Source organism: Pseudomonas sp. FSL L8-0168, assembly GCF_037976155.1.
GTDB classification, from domain to species: Bacteria; Pseudomonadota; Gammaproteobacteria; order Pseudomonadales; family Pseudomonadaceae; genus Aquipseudomonas; species Aquipseudomonas paracarnis.
In genome coordinates this window covers 5,936,229-5,955,630 of the sequence record NZ_CP150262.1, presented here as the reverse complement: position 1 = coordinate 5,955,630, position 19,402 = coordinate 5,936,229, and the positions used below count along the sequence as shown (strand labels likewise).

The 19,402-nt window shown below is 60.1% G+C and carries 16 protein-coding genes and 2 tRNA genes; 4 read left to right on the top strand and 14 right to left on the bottom strand.

Annotated elements, in window-relative coordinates:
• Positions 1–133 precede the first annotated feature (133 nt).
• The 7 genes from dnaB to rnr form a co-directional block, all read right to left on the bottom strand.
• Positions 134–1,531 carry a replicative DNA helicase gene (gene dnaB, locus MHH62_RS27235; protein ID WP_003188079.1) on the bottom strand — a complete coding sequence of 466 codons (1,398 nt, stop codon included), beginning with the start codon at positions 1,529–1,531 and terminating at the stop codon, positions 134–136.
• Positions 1,532–1,641: 110 nt separating this feature from the next.
• A complete protein-coding gene (gene rplI, locus MHH62_RS27230) occupies positions 1,642–2,088 on the bottom strand; it encodes a 50S ribosomal protein L9 (RefSeq protein WP_003171376.1) in 447 nt (148 codons plus the stop codon).
• An 18-nt stretch (positions 2,089–2,106) separates the two neighbouring features.
• A complete protein-coding gene (locus MHH62_RS27225) occupies positions 2,107–3,000 on the bottom strand; it encodes a hypothetical protein (RefSeq protein WP_019818302.1) in 894 nt (297 codons plus the stop codon).
• A gap of 36 nt (positions 3,001–3,036) precedes the next feature.
• A complete protein-coding gene (gene rpsR, locus MHH62_RS27220) occupies positions 3,037–3,267 on the bottom strand; it encodes a 30S ribosomal protein S18 (protein WP_002551829.1) in 231 nt (76 codons plus the stop codon).
• A gap of 29 nt (positions 3,268–3,296) precedes the next feature.
• Positions 3,297–3,716 carry a 30S ribosomal protein S6 gene (gene rpsF / locus MHH62_RS27215; RefSeq protein ID WP_003188075.1) on the bottom strand — a complete coding sequence of 140 codons (420 nt, stop codon included), beginning with the start codon at positions 3,714–3,716 and terminating at the stop codon, positions 3,297–3,299.
• A 294-nt stretch (positions 3,717–4,010) separates the two neighbouring features.
• On the bottom strand, positions 4,011–4,772 hold the full coding sequence (gene rlmB / locus MHH62_RS27210) for a 23S rRNA (guanosine(2251)-2'-O)-methyltransferase RlmB (RefSeq protein ID WP_003188074.1): 762 nt from the start codon (positions 4,770–4,772) through the stop codon (positions 4,011–4,013).
• Entirely contained in the window at positions 4,769–7,396 is a 2,628-nt protein-coding gene (gene rnr, locus MHH62_RS27205; RefSeq protein ID WP_339232172.1) for a ribonuclease R, read from the bottom strand. Before rnr ends, rlmB begins: the two co-directional genes overlap by 4 nt.
• Positions 7,397–7,620: 224 nt before the next feature.
• Between rnr and MHH62_RS27200 the strand changes: the two genes are divergently transcribed.
• From MHH62_RS27200 to MHH62_RS27185, 4 genes are all read left to right on the top strand, one after another.
• Positions 7,621–7,707: transfer RNA gene (locus MHH62_RS27200), tRNA-Leu, on the top strand.
• A gap of 154 nt (positions 7,708–7,861) precedes the next feature.
• Positions 7,862–7,948, top strand: a tRNA-Leu gene (locus MHH62_RS27195).
• Positions 7,949–8,092: 144 nt separating this feature from the next.
• Positions 8,093–9,118 carry an extracellular solute-binding protein gene (locus MHH62_RS27190; RefSeq protein ID WP_339232170.1) on the top strand — a complete coding sequence of 342 codons (1,026 nt, stop codon included), beginning with the start codon at positions 8,093–8,095 and terminating at the stop codon, positions 9,116–9,118.
• A complete protein-coding gene (locus MHH62_RS27185; RefSeq protein ID WP_020301627.1) occupies positions 9,118–10,671 on the top strand; it encodes an iron ABC transporter permease in 1,554 nt (517 codons plus the stop codon). The genes MHH62_RS27190 and MHH62_RS27185 overlap by 1 nt, the downstream gene beginning before the upstream one ends.
• 107 nt (positions 10,672–10,778) lie before the next feature.
• Here MHH62_RS27185 and MHH62_RS27180 read toward each other — a convergent pair whose 3' ends face one another.
• From MHH62_RS27180 to hfq, 7 genes are all read right to left on the bottom strand, one after another.
• Positions 10,779–12,713 (bottom strand): methyl-accepting chemotaxis protein, encoded by a 1,935-nt coding sequence (locus tag MHH62_RS27180; RefSeq protein ID WP_014716670.1) that lies wholly within the window; start codon positions 12,711–12,713, stop codon positions 10,779–10,781.
• Positions 12,714–12,852: 139 nt separating this feature from the next.
• Positions 12,853–14,142: an adenylosuccinate synthase gene (locus tag MHH62_RS27175; protein WP_003188067.1), complete on the bottom strand. Its 1,290-nt coding sequence runs from the start codon at positions 14,140–14,142 to the stop codon at positions 12,853–12,855.
• Between the two features lie 54 nt (positions 14,143–14,196).
• The gene (locus MHH62_RS27170) at positions 14,197–15,384 is read right to left on the bottom strand and encodes an ATP phosphoribosyltransferase regulatory subunit (RefSeq protein ID WP_014716668.1); all 1,188 of its coding nucleotides are present in this window, start codon (positions 15,382–15,384) and stop codon (positions 14,197–14,199) included.
• A 293-nt stretch (positions 15,385–15,677) separates the two neighbouring features.
• On the bottom strand, positions 15,678–16,544 hold the full coding sequence (gene hflC / locus MHH62_RS27165; RefSeq protein ID WP_003188064.1) for a protease modulator HflC: 867 nt from the start codon (positions 16,542–16,544) through the stop codon (positions 15,678–15,680).
• Complete coding sequence (hflK, locus tag MHH62_RS27160) at positions 16,544–17,719, bottom strand: FtsH protease activity modulator HflK (protein WP_003188062.1); 1,176 nt, start codon at positions 17,717–17,719, stop codon at positions 16,544–16,546. Before hflK ends, hflC begins: the two co-directional genes overlap by 1 nt.
• A gap of 96 nt (positions 17,720–17,815) precedes the next feature.
• A complete protein-coding gene (hflX, locus tag MHH62_RS27155; RefSeq protein WP_003188061.1) occupies positions 17,816–19,117 on the bottom strand; it encodes a ribosome rescue GTPase HflX in 1,302 nt (433 codons plus the stop codon).
• 12 nt (positions 19,118–19,129) lie between these two features.
• On the bottom strand, positions 19,130–19,390 hold the full coding sequence (hfq, locus tag MHH62_RS27150; RefSeq protein ID WP_003188059.1) for an RNA chaperone Hfq: 261 nt from the start codon (positions 19,388–19,390) through the stop codon (positions 19,130–19,132).
• Positions 19,391–19,402: the final 12 nt, after the last annotated feature.

Below are 19,402 nucleotides of genomic sequence, written 5' to 3'. Positions count from 1 at the left end.
ATTTTGACCAATTCCGACGGTAGTAGTCGGAATTGTGGTGACCCCATCGCAGGCAAGCCAGCTCCCACAGGAGAGCGCATTCCACATGTGGGAGCTGGCTTGCCTGCGATGAGGCCCTTACAGGTGCTTGAAACTACTCGTCGTCGTCGAAGTTGTAGCTACCCGGCGCCAGGTTCTCGAAACGCGTGTACTTGCCGATGAACGCCAACCGGATAAACCCGATCGGGCCGTTCCGCTGTTTGCCGATGATGATTTCGGCAATGCCCTTGTGTTCCGTCTCGGGGTGGTACACCTCGTCGCGGTACACGAACATGATCACGTCGGCGTCCTGCTCGATCGCTCCGGATTCCCGCAAGTCGGAGTTCACCGGACGCTTGTTGGGACGTTGCTCCAGGGAGCGGTTGAGCTGGGACAACGCTACCACCGGGCAGTTGAATTCCTTGGCCAGCGCCTTCAAGGAACGAGAGATTTCAGAAATCTCGTTGGTACGGTTGTCACCACTGGAACCGGGGATCTGCATCAACTGCAGGTAGTCGATCATGATCAGGGCGATGTCGCCATGCTCACGCACCAGGCGCCGGGTACGCGCGCGCATTTCGGACGGGCTGATACCGGCGGTGTCATCGATAAACAGCTTGCGGTCGTTGAGCAGGTTGACCGCCGAGGTCAGGCGCGGCCAGTCGTCATCCTCAAGTTGACCGGAACGCACCTTGGTCTGGTCGATACGGCCAAGAGACGAGAGCATACGCATGATCAGCGATTCACCTGGCATCTCGAGGGAGTACACCAGCACCGCCTTGTCGCTGCGCAGAACGGCGTTTTCCACCAGGTTCATCGCAAAGGTGGTCTTACCCATCGACGGACGGCCGGCGACGATGATCAAGTCGGACGGCTGCAGGCCGCTGGTCTTTTCGTCGAGGTCGGTGTAGCCGGTGGAAATACCGGTAATAGCCGCGTCGGTGTTGAACAGGGTGTCGATGCGGTCGATGGCTTTGGTCAACAGGTCGTTGACGCTGACCGGGCCGCCGGTCTTGGGCCGTGCTTCTGCAATCTGGAAGATCTGCCGCTCGGCTTCGTCAAGGATCTCGGCAGCAGTGCGGCCTTCGGGGTTGAAGGCGCTGTCGGCGATTTCAGTGCTGATGCCGATCAACTGGCGCAGGGTGGCGCGCTCGCGGACGATCTGGGCATAGGCCTTGATGTTGGCGACGGACGGCGTGTTTTTCGCCAGCTCACCGAGGTAGCCCAGGCCACCCACTTGGGAGGTCTGGCCTTCCTTGTCCAACTGCTCGGCCAGGGTTACCACGTCGATCGGTGAGTTCTGGTCGGCCAGCTTGGCGATGGCGCGGAAGATCAGGCGGTGGTCATGACGATAGAAGTCACCGTCCGAGACTTGATCCAGCACGCGTTCCCAGGCGTTGTTGTCCAGCATCAAGCCACCGAGCACGGCCTGTTCGGCCTCGATGGAATGCGGCGGCACCTTCAGGGCAGCGGTTTGCAGATCGTATTGCTCAGGAGCGGAGATTTCGTTCATGGCCACTTGGAATTTGGGGTGTGTAGAAAAACAAAAGGCACGACCTGTAAACAGGATCGTGCCCGATGTTAACCGGCTGGCACGCGAGGTGCCAGTCAGTTAGGTGCGACTTAAGCTGCTACCACGACAACGCGTACGGTGGCTTCAACTTCGGCGTGCAGGTGCACGGCTACGTCGAATTCGCCTACGTTGCGGATGGTGCCGTTCGGCAGACGAACTTCGCTCTTCTGCACTTCAACGCCGGAGGCGGTCAGTGCATCAGCGATGTCGTGGGTGCCGATCGAACCGAACAGCTTGCCTTCGTCACCAGCGGTGGCAGTGATAGTCACTTCCAGCTCAGCCAGTTGGGCAGCGCGAGTTTCGGCCGACGCTTTTTTGTCTGCTGCGGCTTTTTCCAGCTCAGCACGACGCTCTTCAAACGCAGCCAGGTTGGCAGCGGTTGCAGCGGTGGCTTTGCCGTATGGCAGCAGGTAGTTACGACCGTAGCCGGCCTTAACGTTCACTTTGTCGCCCAGGTTGCCCAGGTTGGCGACTTTTTCCAGAAGGATCAGTTGCATGTGAAAATCCTCTAACTTTTAACCTTCACCGTTCGCGTTATCGGCGTCTTTCGACGCCAGACGACCGCGAAAATCAATCAGGCTGTCAACAATGGCCAAGACCACGAGTAACGGATAGATCAGCTGCATGAACAGCAACAGCGTGACGTACAACCCCACCAGCCAGAACCTGGCCAGGCGCTTTCGCGCAACCAGCCCATGAATCAGGGCCAGCCCGGCAAACACCAGCGGTACGCTGCAAATCGGCGCCAGCAAGGCCATCTGTGGGCCGAAGTTCGGCCCGACAACCATGCACGCCAGCAGCAACATCGCCGGCCCCGCTGGGATTCTGATACTGCGAAACTCGCGACCAAAACCACCCGGGTTGTACAACAACGCCTGCCAATAACGCCCAAGAATCAGGCTCAGCACGCTGACGACCTGCAACAAAGCCGCAATCAGGCCAGTCAGGACCGGGGCAATCAGTGACGCAAACCGCGCTCGCTCATCTACCGACAACTGCTGGTAGAGATCCCCGAGGGCCAACGGCAGGATCTTGACGATCTCCTGCGCCAGCGCCTCGATCTGCGGGCGGAAAGCCGCGCCAAGCATCACTGAGTACACCAACCCCAATGCCACGCTGACCAGCAGCGTACGGACCCAGGACTCACTTGCGCGCAAAACCAACGCAAGGCTCGATGACCCCAGCAGTACCAGAAGTACCCGTGGATCACCCATTTGCAGCCACCAGATCAAGGCCGGCAACAAACCCAGGGCAAGAACGCCAAGGGCGTCCTTCAAACCGCGCCGCAGCAGCACAAGGCAACCTGCGGCAGCACCCAACCAATAAAGCAACGGCAATGCCGCACATCCAGCCACTACCAGAGTGGCCTGCACGCGACCGCGCATGATGAACTCAGCTAAGGCGCGCATGCATTCAATCCCTTACTACTTGTCGACTGCCCGGTCTCAGCGGCCGTGGCTGTCGGTGTAGGCCAGCAGGGCCAGGAAGCGGGCGCGCTTGATAGCGGTGGCCAGCTGACGCTGATAACGTGCTTTGGTACCGGTGATACGGCTTGGAACGATTTTGCCGGTCTCGGATACGTAGGCTTTCAGAGTGTTGAGATCTTTGTAATCGATCTCTTTCACGTCTTCAGCGGTGAAGCGGCAGAATTTACGACGACGGAAGAAACGTGCCATTTGATAGGCTCCTTAATAAGGTCCGTGGATTACTCGTCAGCGTTATCGCTGTCGTTCTCTTCGCCTTCAGCGCTTTCAGCGCCTTCGTGCTCAGGACGATCGCGACGCTCACGGCGCTCACTGCGGTTTTCTTCAGCCTTGAGCATCTCGGATTGGCCGGTAACGGCTTCTTCGCGACGGATGACCAGGTTACGGATCACTGCATCGTTGTAGCGGAAGTTGTCTTCCAGCTCGGCCAGGGCCTTGCCAGTGCACTCAACGTTCAGCATCACGTAGTGAGCCTTGTGAACATTGTTGATTGCGTAGGCCAGTTGACGACGGCCCCAATCTTCCAGACGGTGGATTTTGCCGCCGTCTTCTTCGATCAGCTTGGTGTAACGCTCAACCATGCCGCCGACTTGCTCGCTTTGATCCGGGTGGACCAAAAAGATGATTTCGTAATGACGCATGAATGCTCCTTACGGGTTGTAGCCTGCCGCTCAAAAACGGTCAGACAAGGAGTGAATGACACTTATGGATCTTGCCGCAGGGGAGGCACATCGGTGCCTGCCAGGAAGGCAAGGGGCGCAATTGTAGAGAAGGGGGAGAAGCGGCGCAAGGCAATTGGTGATTATTTGAACAATCCTGAATAAACACCACAGAACCAATGTGGGAGCGGGCTTGCCTGCGATGACCATGGCACCGGCAACATCTCTGCCACCTGACGCTCCGTCATCGCGGGCAAGCCCGCTCCCACATTTTGATCACTTCTTGGGCTTGGCCTTGGCTTTCGCGCCACGCTGACGTTGGGCTTCAAACAGGCACACGCCCGTCGCCACCGACACATTGAGGCTGCTGACGCTACCGGCCATCGGCAGGTGCACCAGGTAATCGCAATGCTCACGGGTAAGGCGACGCATGCCCTTGCCTTCGGCGCCCATGATCAAGATGGTCGGGCCAGTGAGGTCCTGGTCATAAATGCTGACCTCAGCCTCCCCCGCCGTGCCCACGACCCACAGGCCGCGCTGCTGGAGCTTCTCCAGAGTACGCGCAAGGTTGGTCACGGCCACCAGCGGAATCACTTCCGCCGCACCGCAGGCGACCTTGCGCACCACCGGCGTCAGGGTCGCGGACTTGTCCTTGGGCACGATCACCGCCAGCGCACCGGCAGCATCCGCCGAACGTAGGCAGGCGCCGAGGTTGTGCGGGTCGGTCACGCCGTCCAGCACCAAGAGCAACGGTGCACCTTCGGTACGGTCGAGCAGCTCGTCGAGCATCGCCTCGCCCCACACCTGGCTCGGACTGACGTCAGCCACCACACCTTGGTGAACGCCTTCGACCCACACGTCCATTTCACGACGCTCGGCCTGGCCGATGGCAACCTTATTCTGCGTAGCCAACTCGACCAGCGCCTGTACGCGCGGCTCGCTGCGACCTTCGGCCAACCACACCTGCTTGACGCGCTTGGGATGGTGACGCAGCAGTGCTTCTACGGCGTGCACGCCGTAGATTTTTTCCAGACTCATGACTTGGCCTTAGGTTTGCGCGACCCGCCGCTTTTTGCGGGAGCCGAACCCGCTTTTGGCGGGCCTTTACGGTGTTTACTTGGCTTGCTCGACGGCTTTTCCGCCCCGTGAGACTTTCCCCCAGACGCCGCTTTACCACCGCTTTTGGCTTCGTTGAGCAACTGCTGCTTCAACTCGCGGCTCTTGCGCAGCTCGGCGTTTTTCGCCGCAGCGTCGCTTGGGCGGTAGGCTTCAGGGGCCTTGTCCTTGGCAGAAGAACGACGACCGGCCTTGGCAGGTGCAGGCTCGGCCGTGGTTTTTGCAGCGGTCGCTTTGCCTTTGGACGCAGGCGCTGTGGTTTCACCACGTTTTTTACGACCCGCAGGCTCTGCCGGCTTGTCAGGCATGCCGAAGTCGATCTTGCGCTCGTCGAGGTCGACACGCATGACCTGCACTTCAACGGTATCGCCCAGACGGAAGCTGCGACCGGTGCGCTCGCCCGCCAGGCGGTGATGCACAGGATCGAAGTGGTAGTAATCACCCGGCAAGGCGGTGACGTGCACCAGGCCCTCGACGTAGATGTCGGTCAGCTCGACGAACAGGCCAAAGCCGGTCACGGCGGTGATCACACCCGGGAACGATTCGCCCACGCGATCCTTCATGAACTCGCACTTGAGCCAGTTCACCACGTCGCGGGTGGCTTCGTCGGCGCGGCGCTCGCTCATGGAGCACTGCTCACCCAGCTGTTCCAGGGCCGCTTCGTCGTACGGATAGATCCGTGCTTTCGGAATGGTCATGGCACCGGCGCGCTTGACGTGCGGGGTGTTCTGCTTGGAATGGATCACGCTGCGGATCGCCCGGTGCGTGAGCAAGTCCGGGTAGCGGCGAATCGGCGAAGTGAAGTGGGTGTACGCTTCGTAATTCAGGCCGAAGTGGCCCTGGTTATCGGCGCTGTACACCGCCTGGCTCAGGGATCGCAGCATCACGGTCTGGATCACGTGGTAATCCGGACGGTCCTTGATGCTGGCCAGCAGGGCCTGGTAATCCTTCGGCGTAGGACCATCCTTGCCTTTGTGCAGGGACAGGCCGAGCTCGCCGAGGAAGGCGCGAAGTTTTTCCAGGCGCTCCGGCGGCGGGCCGTCGTGCACACGGTACAACGCAGGAATTTCGTGCTTCTTGAGGAACTCGGCAGTGGCCACGTTGGCCGCCAGCATGCACTCCTCGATCAGCTTGTGCGCGTCGTTACGGGTGGTCGGGGTGATCGCCGCAATCTTGCGCTCGGAGCCGAAGACAATCCGGGTTTCCTGGGTTTCGAAATCGATCGCGCCACGGGTATGACGGGCACCCAGCAACACCTTGTACAGCGAGTACAGCTGCTTGAGGTGCGGCACCACGCCAGCGTACTCGGTACGCAGAGCCTTGGCTTCGCTGGTCTTCGGCGTTTCCAGGATGGTGCTGACCTTGTTGTAGGTCAGACGCGCCTGGGAGTGGATCACCGCTTCGTAGAACTGGTAGTCGGTCATTTCGCCGGTTTTGGAGATGGTCATCTCGCACACCATGGCCAAACGGTCGACTTTCGGGTTCAGGGAGCACAGGCCGTTGGACAGCTGCTCAGGCAGCATCGGGATCACGCGCTCTGGGAAGTACACGGAGTTGCCGCGCACCTGGGCTTCGTTATCCAGGGCCGAACCGATCTTCACGTAACTGGAGACGTCGGCAATCGCGACGTACAACTTCCAACCGCCGGAGAACAGGCGCAGCTTGCCAGGCTTGGCTTCGCAGTAGACCGCATCGTCGAAGTCGCGGGCATCTTCGCCGTCAATAGTGACGAACGGCAGATGGCGCAGGTCGATACGTTTTTCTTTGTCTTTCTCTTCGACTTCCGGCTTGAGCTTGGCGGCTTCCTTGAGCACGGCATCAGGCCAGACGTGAGGAATATCGTAGGTGCGCAAGGCAACGTCGATTTCCATGCCCGGCGCCATATAGTTGCCGACCACCTCCACGATATCGCCCTGGGGCTGGAAGCGCGCAGTAGGCCAGTGGGTGATTTTCACCTCGACGAACTGGCCGACCTTGGCGGCGCCATTGCGGCCCGGGGTGATCAGCACTTCCTGCTGGACCTTGGGGTTATCCGGCACAACGAAGCCGATGCCGCCTTCTTCAAAGTAACGGCCGACGATAGATTCGTGGGCACGGGACACCACTTCGACGATCACGCCTTCACGACGACCACGGCGGTCGAGGCCAGAAACCCGCGCCAGGGCACGGTCGCCATCGAACACCAGACGCATTTGCGCCGGGCTCATGAACAGGTCGTCGCTGCCATCGTCCGGTATCAGGAAGCCAAAGCCGTCGCGGTGGCCGGCAATGCGGCCCAGGATCAGGTCGAGCTTGTCTACCGGCGCGTAAGTGCCACGACGGGTGTAGATCAATTGAGCATCGCGCTCCATCGCACGCAAACGGCGGCGCAGGGCTTCGAGCTGGTCTTCGGTGGTCAGACCGAATTCTTCGACCAACTGCTCGCGGCTAGCAGGCGAACCACGATCGGCGAGGTGCGCCAGGATCAGTTCGCGGCTAGGAATAGGGTTTTCATATTTTTCCGCTTCACGAGCGGCCTCGGGATCGAGGGACTGCCAATCGGCCATTAGAGAGTTTTCACCTTGTCTATATGTGGGTTAGTTTGGCATACGCGTATTGAAACGGGAAATTTCAGGTATCAACAAGCGTTTAAAAGACCTTTACGACCCCCGCCACGCACCTTGCACGACCGCTGGTGAAATTTTCCAGGCTTTTTTCATGGCAGGGGTTTACAGCTCAAATATCGCTCCGTATAGTGCGCGCCATCGACGACGGCAACGTTGTTGATGCTGCCCAGGTGGTGAAATTGGTAGACACGCCAGCTTCAGGTGCTGGTGATCGCAAGGTCGTGGAAGTTCGAGTCTTCTCCTGGGCACCAAATTCAGATCAAACCCGCGAAAGCGGGTTTTTTCGTTTCAGACCTTTGATTTTTAACGGAAAAATTGATTTATATTTTTCGAATCAGGGGTTTACAGATTAAAAACCCCGCCGTATAGTTCGCCCCATCAACAGCGGCAACGTTGTTAGATAATGCCCAGGTGGTGAAATTGGTAGACACGCCAGCTTCAGGTGCTGGTGATCGCAAGGTCGTGGAAGTTCGAGTCTTCTCCTGGGCACCAAATTCAGATCAAACCCGCGAAAGCGGGTTTTTTCGTTTCCGGGGTTTGAAAACTTCCCCAGTGATTTCCCCCTCATCCGCACTTGAGAAGATTTATCGTTTATCCTTGCAATGATTTGTTGCATATAAGCGAGGAACACTTCGGATGATGATCCGTGACAACCGACTCAAGACATCCCTTCTGCGCGGCCTGACCCTCACCCTACTCAGCCTGACCCTGCTCTCGCCCGCCGCCCATTCTGCCGACAAGGTCTCCCTGACCTTATACAACGGCCAACACAAAGAAGTCGGCGATGAACTCGCCAAGGCCTTCGAAGCCAAGACCGGCATCCACGTCAACGTGCGCAAAGGCAGCAGCAACCAGTTGGCCAGCCAAGTCGTCGAAGAAGGTGAGCGCTCCCCTGCCGACGTCATCTACACCGAAGAATCACCGCCCCTGAACAAACTCGGCGAGCAAGGCCTGTTGGCAAAAATCGATGCCAGCACCCTCGATGTCCTGCCCAAGGATTACGTGGGCAAAAACGGCAACTGGATGGGCGTGACCGCACGCACCCGCGTCGTAGCCTTCAACCCCAAATTGATTGCGGAAAAAGACTTGCCCAAATCGGTACTGGATTTCGCCGGCCCCGAATGGCAAGGCAAGGTCGGTTTCGTGCCCACCAGCGGCGCGTTCCAGGAACAAGCCGTGGCAATCATCAAGCTGCACGGTCGCGAAGCCGCGGAAGAATGGCTGACCGGCCTGCGCGCCTTCGGCAAGGTGTACAGCAACAATATGGTCGCCCTCAAGGCCGTGGAAAACGGCGAAGTGGCCACCGTGCTGGTAAACAACTACTACTGGTTCGCCCTGAAAAAGGAAAAAACCAACCTGGATTCCCAGCTGCATTACTTCACCGATGGTGATGCTGGCGGCCTGATCACCGTGTCCTCCGCTGCCGCACTCAAATCCAGCAAGCATCCCAAAGAAGCTCAGCAATTGCTGGCATTCATGGCCAGCGAAGAGGGCCAGCGCGTGATCACCAACACGTCGGCCGAGTACCCGCTGCGCAAGGGCATGGAATCGAACCGCGGCCTCAAGCCATTTAGCGAGCTGCAGCCACCAAAGGTCACCCCCGCAGACCTGGGTAACGCCGAAGAAGCCCTGGAGCTGGAACGTGACGTTGGCCTGAACTGATGAACCCATCGCTTTCCGTCACGGGGTTCACCCCCCGTCGCAAACGCCCGTCAATCTGGCTGCTGCTGCCTGTGCTATTGCTGGTTGGCCTGAGCCTGTTGCCGCTCGCCTATGTCGGGCTCAAAGCCTGGCAGGCGGGCTGGACGGAGGCGGTGCATCTACTGTGGCGACCTTATGTGTTCGGGCTGCTGCGCAACACGCTGGCATTGATGGTCGGCGTGACCCTGACCTGCGGCGTGATCGGCCTGTCCCTGGCCTGGCTACTGGAACGCAGCAACCTGCCAGGACGGCGCATCTGGGGCGTGATCCTGTGCCTGCCGTTTGCGGTGCCGGCGTTTGTCAGCAGCTTTACCTGGGTGTCGCTGAGCGCTCAGTTCGAGGGGCTCGGTGGCGCGATCCTGGTGATGAGCCTGTCCAAATACCCGCTGGTGTTTTTGCCGGTGGCGGCAACACTGCGCAATCTAGACCCCTCCCTGGAAGAATCGGCCCGCACGCTGGGGCTCAACCGCTGGGGCGTGTTCTTTCGCATCACACTCCCGCTGCTGTGGCCATCGCTGCTGGCCGGCTCACTATTGATCGCACTGCACATGCTGGTGGAATTCGGCGCGCTGTCGATTATCGGGTTGCAGACCTTCACCACCGCGATCTACCAGCAGTTCGAACTGGAATTCAGCAATGCCAATGCGGCAATGCTCTCGGCAGTGCTGCTGGTGATGTGCCTGACCCTGCTGTGGCTGGAGCTGCGCGTACGCGGCAAAGGCCGGCATGTGCGCATCGGCCAGGGCGCGGCGCGGCACGCCGAGCAGGTTCGACTCGGCAAGTGGGCGCCATTGGGCCAGGTGTATTGCCTGGCATTGGCGATCATCGGCAGCGGCATCCCGCTGGGCATGCTCGGCTATTGGTTGGCCGTCGGTTCGTCAGCGGCGTTTCCGATGGCCGAGATCAGCGAGGCGCTGCTGTCATCCCTGGCGCTCTCCCTGGGCGGCGCCGCACTGTGCCTGGTACTGGCAGTGCCGGTTGGGCTGCTGGTGGTGCGCTACAAAGGACAGTTGGCACTCTGGGCCGAACGCTTGCCGTATCTACTGCATGCCCTGCCCGGCCTGGTGATTGCGCTGACCCTGGTGTATTTCGCCCTGCATTACATCCCCGCGCTGTACCAGACCTCTGCGTTATTGCTGATTGCTTATGCGCTGCTGTTTTTGCCGTTGGCACAGGCGCCGATTCGTACAGCACTGAACAAGGCGGCGCCACAGCTGGAAGAGGCTGCGCGCACGTTAGGCGCATCGTCCTTCAGTGCGTTTTGCCGGGTGACGTTGCCAATCATCTTTCCGGCGCTGGGGGCGGCGTTTGCCTTGGTGTTCCTGGATGCGATGAAGGAATTGACGGCGACGTTGCTGCTCAGCCCGACCGGGTTGAATACCTTGGCGACGGCCGTCTGGGCACATACCTCGAATGTGGAATTTGCGGCGGCGGCGCCGTATGCGGCGTTGTTGATAGTGGTGTCGGGGTTGCCGGTGTATCTGCTCACGACTCGGATGTATCTGAGTCGCTGAAACAGCTATCGCAGGCAAGCCAGCCCCCACAGTGACCGAGTTCCAACTTTGGAATGCAGTTGAATGTGGGAGCTGGCTTGCCTGCGATGAGGCCAGTCCAGACAACCTCACGCCCTGAACTGCCCCAAACTCGCCTTCAACTGCGCCGCCAACCCATCCAACACCTTGCCACTGGCCGTCGTCTCCACCACCGCTTGCGCCGCACGCTCGGCCTGGGCATGAATCACCTCGACGCGCCCACGCACCGCATGCGCGCCCTGGGCTTGATGCTCGGCCGCGCGCGTCGCCAGGCCAATCGCCGCATGCACCTGCTCCACAGAAGCCTGCACCGTCTGCTGCAAGCGCACGCTATCGCGCAGCACCAGCAAGCCCTCACTGGCCTGGCGCCCCGCCTTGCCGATGGTTTCTACGGCCTCACGCGCGCCCTGCTGCAACGCAACAATATGCGCCTGGATATCGCCAGTGGAGCTTTGAGTCTTGCTGGCCAGCGCACGCACTTCATCGGCCACCACCGCAAAGCCGCGCCCAGTCTCGCCAGCCCGTGCCGCTTCGATGGCCGCGTTGAGAGCGAGCAGGTTGGTTTGCTCGGCGATACCGTGAATCACGGTCAACACCACTTCAATTTGTTCGCTTTGCTGCGCCAGCCGTTCGATCACCTGGGAACCGGCCTGCACCTGCCCCGCCAACGCCTCGATCAAGCTGCCAACTTCGGCCGAGGTCCGTGAGTTTTCATCCGTGGCCTGGCGAATATCCACCACCTGCTGCAGGGCCGCCTGCATGGCGTGGCTTTCGGCCTGGGCCTCATCGGCCATTTGCGACAAAGCGCGCAAACTCTCGGCCACTTCATCACGCTGCAAGCCCGCCGCCGCATCGGCGCCAGCATTGCGCAACGTCATGGCGCCGATTTCCACACCAGTACGCTGGGCCACGTCGCCTGCCTCCCGCACGATGGGCTGCAACTTATCCACAAAGCGATTGACCGCCGAGGCCATATCACCGATTTCATCCTTGCTGTTGATCTGCACGCGCTTGGTGAGGTCGCCTTCGCCGGCCGCCAGGTCATCCATCGCGGCAATCAGCAGCTTCAGACGATTGACCACGCGCCGGCCCAGCACAATAGCGATCAGCAGCAAGACCCCAAGCCCCACCAGCGCCAGACCCATGCCGATACGCCAGCGCAGGGTGCCCGCCGCGTCTTGCACAGCGGCGGCCGTGTTGGCCGTCATTTGCGTGGCAGTGGCTTGCGCCGATTGCAGCCGGGCGCCCATGGCGTTGGCGCTGTCAGCAGCGGCTCCCTTGAGGCTGTCACCCACCAGCTGATCACCGCTGGCGATCAGCGCGGCAAAGCGCTTATCCAAGGCTTGCAGGTCGGCTTCAACCGTCGCGGTCGACACGCCCATGCGCACCTTGCCGATTTCCACACCGTTGGGGCTGATGGAGGCTTCGACGTAATACACGGAGGGGTCTGTCTTGGCCGCGTCCAGCACCTTGTCCAGGGCACGTTCCCCTGCGCCCTTTGCCAGCAGGGCCTGGTTGATCGGGTTTTCGCGGTTCAGGTATCGGGTCAGGTGCTCGCCTGCGGCGTCGTCATATACCACAAACAGCACATTGGGGTTGCGCTGGGCCCGGCGGGCAAACTCAGAAAGGGTCGGCACGTCACTGTCCCACATGGCACGGGGCGCGACCGAGGCCAGCAGTTGCGCCATGTCGTTGGCGGAGTCCTGCAGGTCTTTTTCCAGCGTCGCACGCAACTGCTTTTGCTCTTCCTGCAAGCGCGTGGAAAGCCCGGCTGTGAGGCGCTGGCGCGTGCTGGCGGAGAGGCTGTCCAGGCTGGACGTGACTTCCTTGCCAGCCTGGGCCAGTTCGCCAGACAACTTCTGGCTATCTATGCCCAGACGATTGCCCAAATCGGCTTCCAGCGCCGTCACCGTGCTCCGCGTCAGCGCGACGGCCACCAGCACTTGCACCAAAAGAGCGATACCAAGGGTAACGAACACCGGCCGCAACAGACGGCTTTGTAACAACGAGAGAACGGCAGACACTGGAAATCCCTCCACCACGGGTGCCACTAATTTGATAGCACCTCGAAAGAGGGAAACACAGCAAGGGTCGTGCCGTTTGCCAGGCAGAAACGACAAAGGGCTCCCGAAGGAGCCCTTTGCTTTTTACATCAACAGCTTATTACGCGAACGGGTGACGCAGAACGATGGTCTCGTTGCGGTCCGGGCCGGTCGAAATAATGTCGATCGGTGCACCAATCAGCGCTTCGACGCGCTTGATGTAAGCACGAGCGTTGGCTGGCAGCTCTTCCAGGGTCTTGGCGCCCACGGTCGATTCAGTCCAGCCCGGCACTTCTTCGTACACAGGCTGCAGGCCCACGTAGCTGTCAGCATCGGTCGGAGCAACGTCGTTACCTTCAGCATCTTTGTAGCCGGTGCAGATGTTGATGGTTTCCAGGCCGTCGAGTACGTCCAGCTTGGTCAGGCAGATGCCCGAGATGCTGTTCACATCGATAGCGCGACGCAGGATAACGGCATCGAACCAGCCGCAACGACGAGCACGGCCAGTGGTGGCGCCGAATTCGTGACCTTGCTTGGCCAGGTGCGCACCGACGTCGTCGAACAGCTCAGTCGGGAACGGGCCCGAACCTACGCGAGTGGTGTAGGCCTTGGTGATGCCCAGGATGTAATCCAGGAACATCGGGCCAACGCCAGAACCGGTCGCAACGCCGCCAGCGGTGGTGTTGGAGCTGGTCACGTACGGGTAGGTACCGTGGTCGATGTCCAGCAACGAACCCTGGGCACCTTCGAACATGATGTCCTTGCCAGCGCGACGCAGGTCGTGCAGCTCGGCCGTCACGTCGAGCATCAGCGGCTTGAGCAGCTCAGCGTATTCCTTGCACTCGGCCAGGGTCTTTTCAAACTCGATGGCCGGCTCTTTGTAGTAACCCACCAGCATGAAGTTGTGGTAATCCACCAGTTCACGCAGTTTGTCTTCAAAGCGCGGCATGTTGAGCAGGTCGCCCACACGCAGGCCACGACGTGCGACCTTGTCTTCGTAGGCCGGGCCGATGCCGCGACCGGTGGTGCCGATCTTCAGCTCGCCACGCGCCTTTTCACGGGCCTGGTCCAGCGCAACGTGGAAGGACAGGATCAGCGGGCAGGACGGGCTGATACGCAGGCGCTCGCGCACCGGTACGCCTTTCTCTTCCAGCTTGGTGATCTCGCGCAGCAGGGCGTCAGGTGCGACCACCACGCCATTGCCGATCAGGCACTGCACGCCTTCGCGCAGGACACCCGACGGGATCAGGTGCAAGACGGTTTTTTCGCCATCGATGACCAGGGTGTGGCCAGCGTTGTGGCCACCTTGGTAGCGCACTACGGCGGCAGCATGTTCGGTCAGCAGATCAACGATCTTGCCTTTGCCCTCATCACCCCATTGGGTGCCCAGGACTACGACATTCTTACCCATAACACTTGTCCTCATTCGCGCAAACTTGGTGCCGGCGATGGCCGGCAGGAAAACTCAAGAAGCCAGTGGCGATACTTGCCAAAGCCCGTTCTGCTGAATCAATTGCCGGTCGCAGTCCGCTTCACGGGCGGCGGCCAATGGCTGCCCAGGCAAGGCCTGGACTACACGCTGACCCTCACGGCGTAACTGGCAAACCTGCTGCCAGAGCGCTGCGTCCGTACTGTCGGGCATCCAGATGCCACCAGACGGCAGCTCGACCTCAGCACGCCCCAGGGTCACCAGGGTTTTCAAATCGGTGGAAAAACCAGTGGCCGGACGCGCACGACCGAAGTCGGCGCCGATATCGTCATAGCGACCACCTTGGGCGATGGCCTGGCCAACACCCGGAACGAACACCGCGAACACCACACCGGTGTGGTAGTGGTAGCCGCGCAATTCACCCAGATCAAAATACAGCGGCAGCTGCGGGAACCGTGCCGACAAGCGCTCGGCAATCGCCAGCACATCATCCAGTGCCGCCAATACCGGTGCCGGCGCATTGGCCAGGCGCTCACGCGCAGCCACCAGCACTTCACGGCCGCCGCACAGGTCTACCAGCGCGCGCAGCATGCCAGCCAGCTCAGCAGGCACACCCTCGGTGAGGGCGATCACTTCATCGATCGCCTTGCGCTGCAGGGCATCGAACAACTGTTGCTCCACTTCACCGGACAACCCGGCAGCGCGCGCCAGGCCACGGTAGATACCGACGTGGCCCAGGTCCATGTGCACATCCGGCACATCCGCCAGTTGCAGCATGGCCAGCATCAGGCTGATCACTTCAACATCGCTGCTCGGGCTGGCATCGCCGTACAACTCGGCGCCCAACTGGATCGGGCTACGGGAGGACGACAACGCACGTGGCTGGGCATGCAGTACGCTGCCGGCGTAGCACAGGCGGCTCGGGCCTTCGCGACGCAGGGTGTGCGCATCGATGCGCGCCACTTGCGGCGTGATGTCGGCACGGAACCCCATTTGTCGGCCCGATTGCGGGTCGATGACCTTGAAGGTGCGCAGATCCAGGTCCTGGCCCGCGCCGGTCAGCAGGGATTCCAGGTACTCGATATGGGGAGTCACGACAAACTCGTAACCCCAGCTCTGGAACAGATCCAACACCTGGCGACGCGCTACTTCAATGCGCGCAGCTTCTGGTGGCAGTACTTCTTCGATGCCATCTGGCAGCAGCCAGCGGTCTACCGTTGCCATTACGCCATTCCCCTTTGATCCGGGCGGCCAGCCCTCGGCCGAGCCTTGAGTGAAGCAGAAAATACCCGCCCCTTGCATAAACCACGCGCAAGAGCGACGTGACGAACGGCCTGCAAACGGCCTCGTCGGGCACTTTCCTCGAAAAACCTGTCACGCCTGCCGAATCAAACATGCAGACGCAAAAAAGCCGGGAATTTCCCGGCTGCCGCATCATACACCCGTTTTCTGAAAGGATCACCCCGCCAGGCATTTTAGCCGCCCGACGGAGTGCGCCTTACAGAATCACGGGCTGGTTACTTGGACTTTTCCAGGTAGCGGAAGAAGTCGCTGCTTGGGTCCAGCACCAGTACGTCGGTTTTGTTCGCGAAGCTTTCACGGTAGGCACGCAGGCTACGGTAGAACGCGTAGAACTCCTGATCCTGGCCATAGGCCTTGGCGTAAATCGCCGCGGCTTGAGCATCGCCATCACCACGCGCCTCTTCAGACTCACGGTAGGCTTCTGCCAGCAGTACACGACGCTGACGGTCGGCATCGGCACGGATACCTTCAGCCAACTCGTTACCCTTGGCGCGGTGCTCACGCGCTTCACGCTCACGCTCGGTGCTCATACGCTCGAACACGCTGCGGTTCACTTCCTTGGGCAGGTCAATGGCCTTGACGCGAACGTCGACCACTTCAATACCCAGCTCTTTTTCCGCCATGGTGTTCAGCGAACGGGTGATGTCAGCCATCAGCGCATCACGCTCACCGGATACCACCTCGTGCAGGGTGCGCTTACCAAACTGGTCACGCAGCCCCGATTCCAGACGACGGGACAAACGCTCGTCGGCAATCTGCTTGAGGCCGGAAGTCGCGGTGTAGAAGCGCTCGGCATCCTTGACGCGCCACTTGGCGTAGGCGTCAACCATCACGGCTTTCTTTTCCAGGGTCAGGAAGCGCTGTGTCGGTGCATCCAGGGTCATCAGGCGGGCGTCGAACTTGCGCACCTGGTTGACGTAGGGGACTTTCACATGCAGGCCCGGCTGGACATCCGCCTGGACCACGCGACCGAATTGCAGCAGCACCGCACGCTCGGTCTGAGCGACGATGTAGAAGCAGTTCCAGGCAGCGATGACCACGACGACGCCCACAATCAGGGCGGTCAGCGATTTATTGCTCATCAACGGCTCTCCCTGGTACGTGTTTGCTGTTGCAGCAAGTCAGCGGCCGCACGGGCACTCGCTTCGTTGGCAGCGGCATTCGAACCGGTGGACGGTGCACTGGCGCCGCTACGACCACCTTCGATCATCTTGTCCAGCGGCAGGTACAGCAGGTTGTTCTGCCCACCTTTGCTGCCGGTCACGAGAACCTTGCTGGTGTTGCTGAAGACTTCCTGCATGGTGTCCAGGTACAGACGCTCGCGGGTCACTTCAGGAGCCTTGCGGTACTCGGCGACCAGCTTGGTGAAACGATCTGCCTCACCCTTGGCGCGGGAGACCACTTCATCGCGGTAACCGTTGGCATCTTCAAGGATGCGCTGGGCCTGACCACGGGCTTCCGGCACAACGCCGTTGGCATAGGTTTCAGCCTGGTTGCGCGAACGCTGCTCGTCTTCACGGGCACGGATCACGTCGTCAAAGGCTTCCTGCACTTCACGCGGTGCCGCTGCGCTCTGTACGTTCACCTGAGTGACGGTAATACCAGTGCGATAGGTATCGAGGAACCGTTGCAGACGCTCCTTGATTTCGCTGGCCATCAACTCACGACCTTCGGTCAGCACCTGATCCATGGCGGTGGAACCCACCACGTGGCGCAGGGCACTTTCGGTTGCGTGTTGCAGGCTGATTTCCGGCTGATCAACGTTCAGCACGAAGTCTTGCAGGTTGCTGATCTTGTACTGCACGGTCAGCGGCACTTCGACGATGTTCTCGTCTTCGGTCAGCATCTGGCCCTGCTTGGTGTACGCACGCTCACGCGTCACGTTCTCCATGTACTTCTTGTCGATCGGCGGGAAATAGATGTTCAGGCCTGGCCCGACAGTCTCGTAGTACTTGCCGAAGCGCAGCACCACGGCTTGCTCCTGCTCGTCCACCACGTAGACCGCGCTGTACAGCCATACGGCCGCGAGCACGACAAGACCCAGGCCCAGCAGGCCATAGCCACCGCCCTTGCTTGTGCGACCGCCGTCGTCACCACCACGTTTTTTTCCACCACCGAACAACCCATTCAGGCTTTCCTGCAGCTTTCGGAAGGCCTCGTCGAGATCCGGTGGCCCCTTGCGGTCGCCGTTATTGCGGCGCTTACCACCCCAAGGATCCTGATTATTCGAGTTGCCACCCGGCTCATTCCAAGCCATAGCGCTCTCCATCTGATAAAGCAAAGACGCACCCACGGCGCGCCGACCAATGCTACAGAATGCCTGCTACTGCGGCACAACCGCTTTCTCAGGCTTTTATTGCAAAGTGTGTTGTTCGATAAACTCTGCCGGTACAACACCCTCTCGGCTGACCAGCCGATTGAGTTCCGAGCGTGGCAATCGAACGGCCAGCAAGCTGACACCTTCTTCGTCGTGTTCTTCTTTCTGTACAGCGCCCAACTCGAAAAACTGTGCACGCAGTCGAGCAAAACGCTGCGGCAAGCGCAAGGTGCCGACGAACAAATCGCTGCCGAGCAATTCGGCAATGGCTTGTTCCAGCAACTCCAAGCCACTGCCATCTCGCGCCGACAACCAGACCCGCTGGGGCTTGCCGTTCTCGTCGCGCTGGATCTGTGGCTCAACGCCTTCAAGCAAATCGAGTTTGTTATAGACCTCGAGGATCGGCAAGTCCTGGGCACCAATCTCGCCCAGCACCACCATGACCTGTTCAATCTGCAACATGCGATCCGGTTCGGCCGCATCGATCACGTGCAACAGCAAGTCGGAATTGCTCGACTCTTCGAGCGTAGACCGAAATGCCTCGACGAGCTTGTGGGGCAGGTGACGAATGAAACCCACGGTATCGGCCAGCACAATCGGCCCCAGGTCGTCGATGTCCAGACGCCGCAGGGTCGGGTCGAGGGTGGCGAACAGTTGGTCGGCCGCGTACACATCCGACTTGGTCACGTTATTGAACAGCGTGGATTTGCCGGCGTTGGTGTAGCCCACCAACGACACCGTAGGGATATCCGCACGGGAACGGCCACGTCGCGACTGCTCGCGCTGGCTGCGCACTTTTTCCAGGCGGCCCTTGATCTGGCGCAGGCGAACCCGCAGCAGACGCCGGTCGGTTTCCAACTGGGTTTCACCCGGGCCACGCATGCCGATACCGCCACCCTGACGCTCAAGGTGAGTCCAGCCGCGAACCAGGCGGGTGCTCATGTGATCAAGCTGGGCCAGTTCGACCTGGAGCTTGCCTTCATGGGTACGGGCGCGCTGGGCGAAAATGTCGAGAATCAGGCCGGTACGGTCGATCACGCGACACTCGAAAACACGTTCGAGGTTACGTTCCTGACTGGGCGTGAGGGTGTGATTGAAGATCACCAGATCGGCTTCTTCGGCATGAACCAGGTCGCGCAGTTCCTCGACCTTGCCGCTGCCAATCAGGTATTTGGCGGTTGGCCGATGACGCGGTACGTTAAAAAACGCAACGGTCTCGGCGCCGGCCGAATTTGCCAACTCCTGAAACTCCTGCGGATCTTCGCGCGCCTCAGGGTCCTGTCCATCCAAGTGAACGAGGATTACTCGCTCACCACCACCGTGGCGCTCAAAGAACAAAGGAGACTCCTATCAGGCGTTACCTGGCTCAGCGTCACCCTGTTCATCACCGGCTGCGCTAGGCAGACGGATTGGACGAACTGGAACGACTGTCGAGATAGCGTGCTTGTAAACCATCTGGCTGACGGTGTTTTTCAGCAGGATAACGAATTGGTCGAACGACTCGATCGTACCTTGCAGCTTGATGCCGTTGACCAGATAGATGGAAACCCCAACTTTCTCTTTACGTAAAGTATTCAAGTAAGGGTCTTGTAGCGAATGCCCTTTTGACATGTGCCGCACTCC

Coding starts and splice junctions, on each gene's coding strand:
- dnaB (WP_003188079.1), bottom strand. CDS start 1,531: ATGAACGAAATCTCCGCTCCTGAGCAATACGATCTGCAAACCGCTGCC.
- rplI (WP_003171376.1), bottom strand. CDS start 2,088: ATGCAACTGATCCTTCTGGAAAAAGTCGCCAACCTGGGCAACCTGGGC.
- MHH62_RS27225 (WP_019818302.1), bottom strand. CDS start 3,000: ATGCGCGCCTTAGCTGAGTTCATCATGCGCGGTCGCGTGCAGGCCACT.
- rpsR (WP_002551829.1), bottom strand. CDS start 3,267: ATGGCACGTTTCTTCCGTCGTCGTAAATTCTGCCGCTTCACCGCTGAA.
- rpsF (WP_003188075.1), bottom strand. CDS start 3,716: ATGCGTCATTACGAAATCATCTTTTTGGTCCACCCGGATCAAAGCGAG.
- rlmB (WP_003188074.1), bottom strand. CDS start 4,772: ATGAGTCTGGAAAAAATCTACGGCGTGCACGCCGTAGAAGCACTGCTG.
- rnr (WP_339232172.1), bottom strand. CDS start 7,396: ATGGCCGATTGGCAGTCCCTCGATCCCGAGGCCGCTCGTGAAGCGGAA.
- MHH62_RS27190 (WP_339232170.1), top strand. CDS start 8,093: ATGATGATCCGTGACAACCGACTCAAGACATCCCTTCTGCGCGGCCTG.
- MHH62_RS27185 (WP_020301627.1), top strand. CDS start 9,118: ATGAACCCATCGCTTTCCGTCACGGGGTTCACCCCCCGTCGCAAACGC.
- MHH62_RS27175 (WP_003188067.1), bottom strand. CDS start 14,142: ATGGGTAAGAATGTCGTAGTCCTGGGCACCCAATGGGGTGATGAGGGC.
- MHH62_RS27170 (WP_014716668.1), bottom strand. CDS start 15,384: ATGGCAACGGTAGACCGCTGGCTGCTGCCAGATGGCATCGAAGAAGTA.
- hflC (WP_003188064.1), bottom strand. CDS start 16,544: ATGAGCAATAAATCGCTGACCGCCCTGATTGTGGGCGTCGTCGTGGTC.
- hflK (WP_003188062.1), bottom strand. CDS start 17,719: ATGGCTTGGAATGAGCCGGGTGGCAACTCGAATAATCAGGATCCTTGG.
- hfq (WP_003188059.1), bottom strand. CDS start 19,390: ATGTCAAAAGGGCATTCGCTACAAGACCCTTACTTGAATACTTTACGT.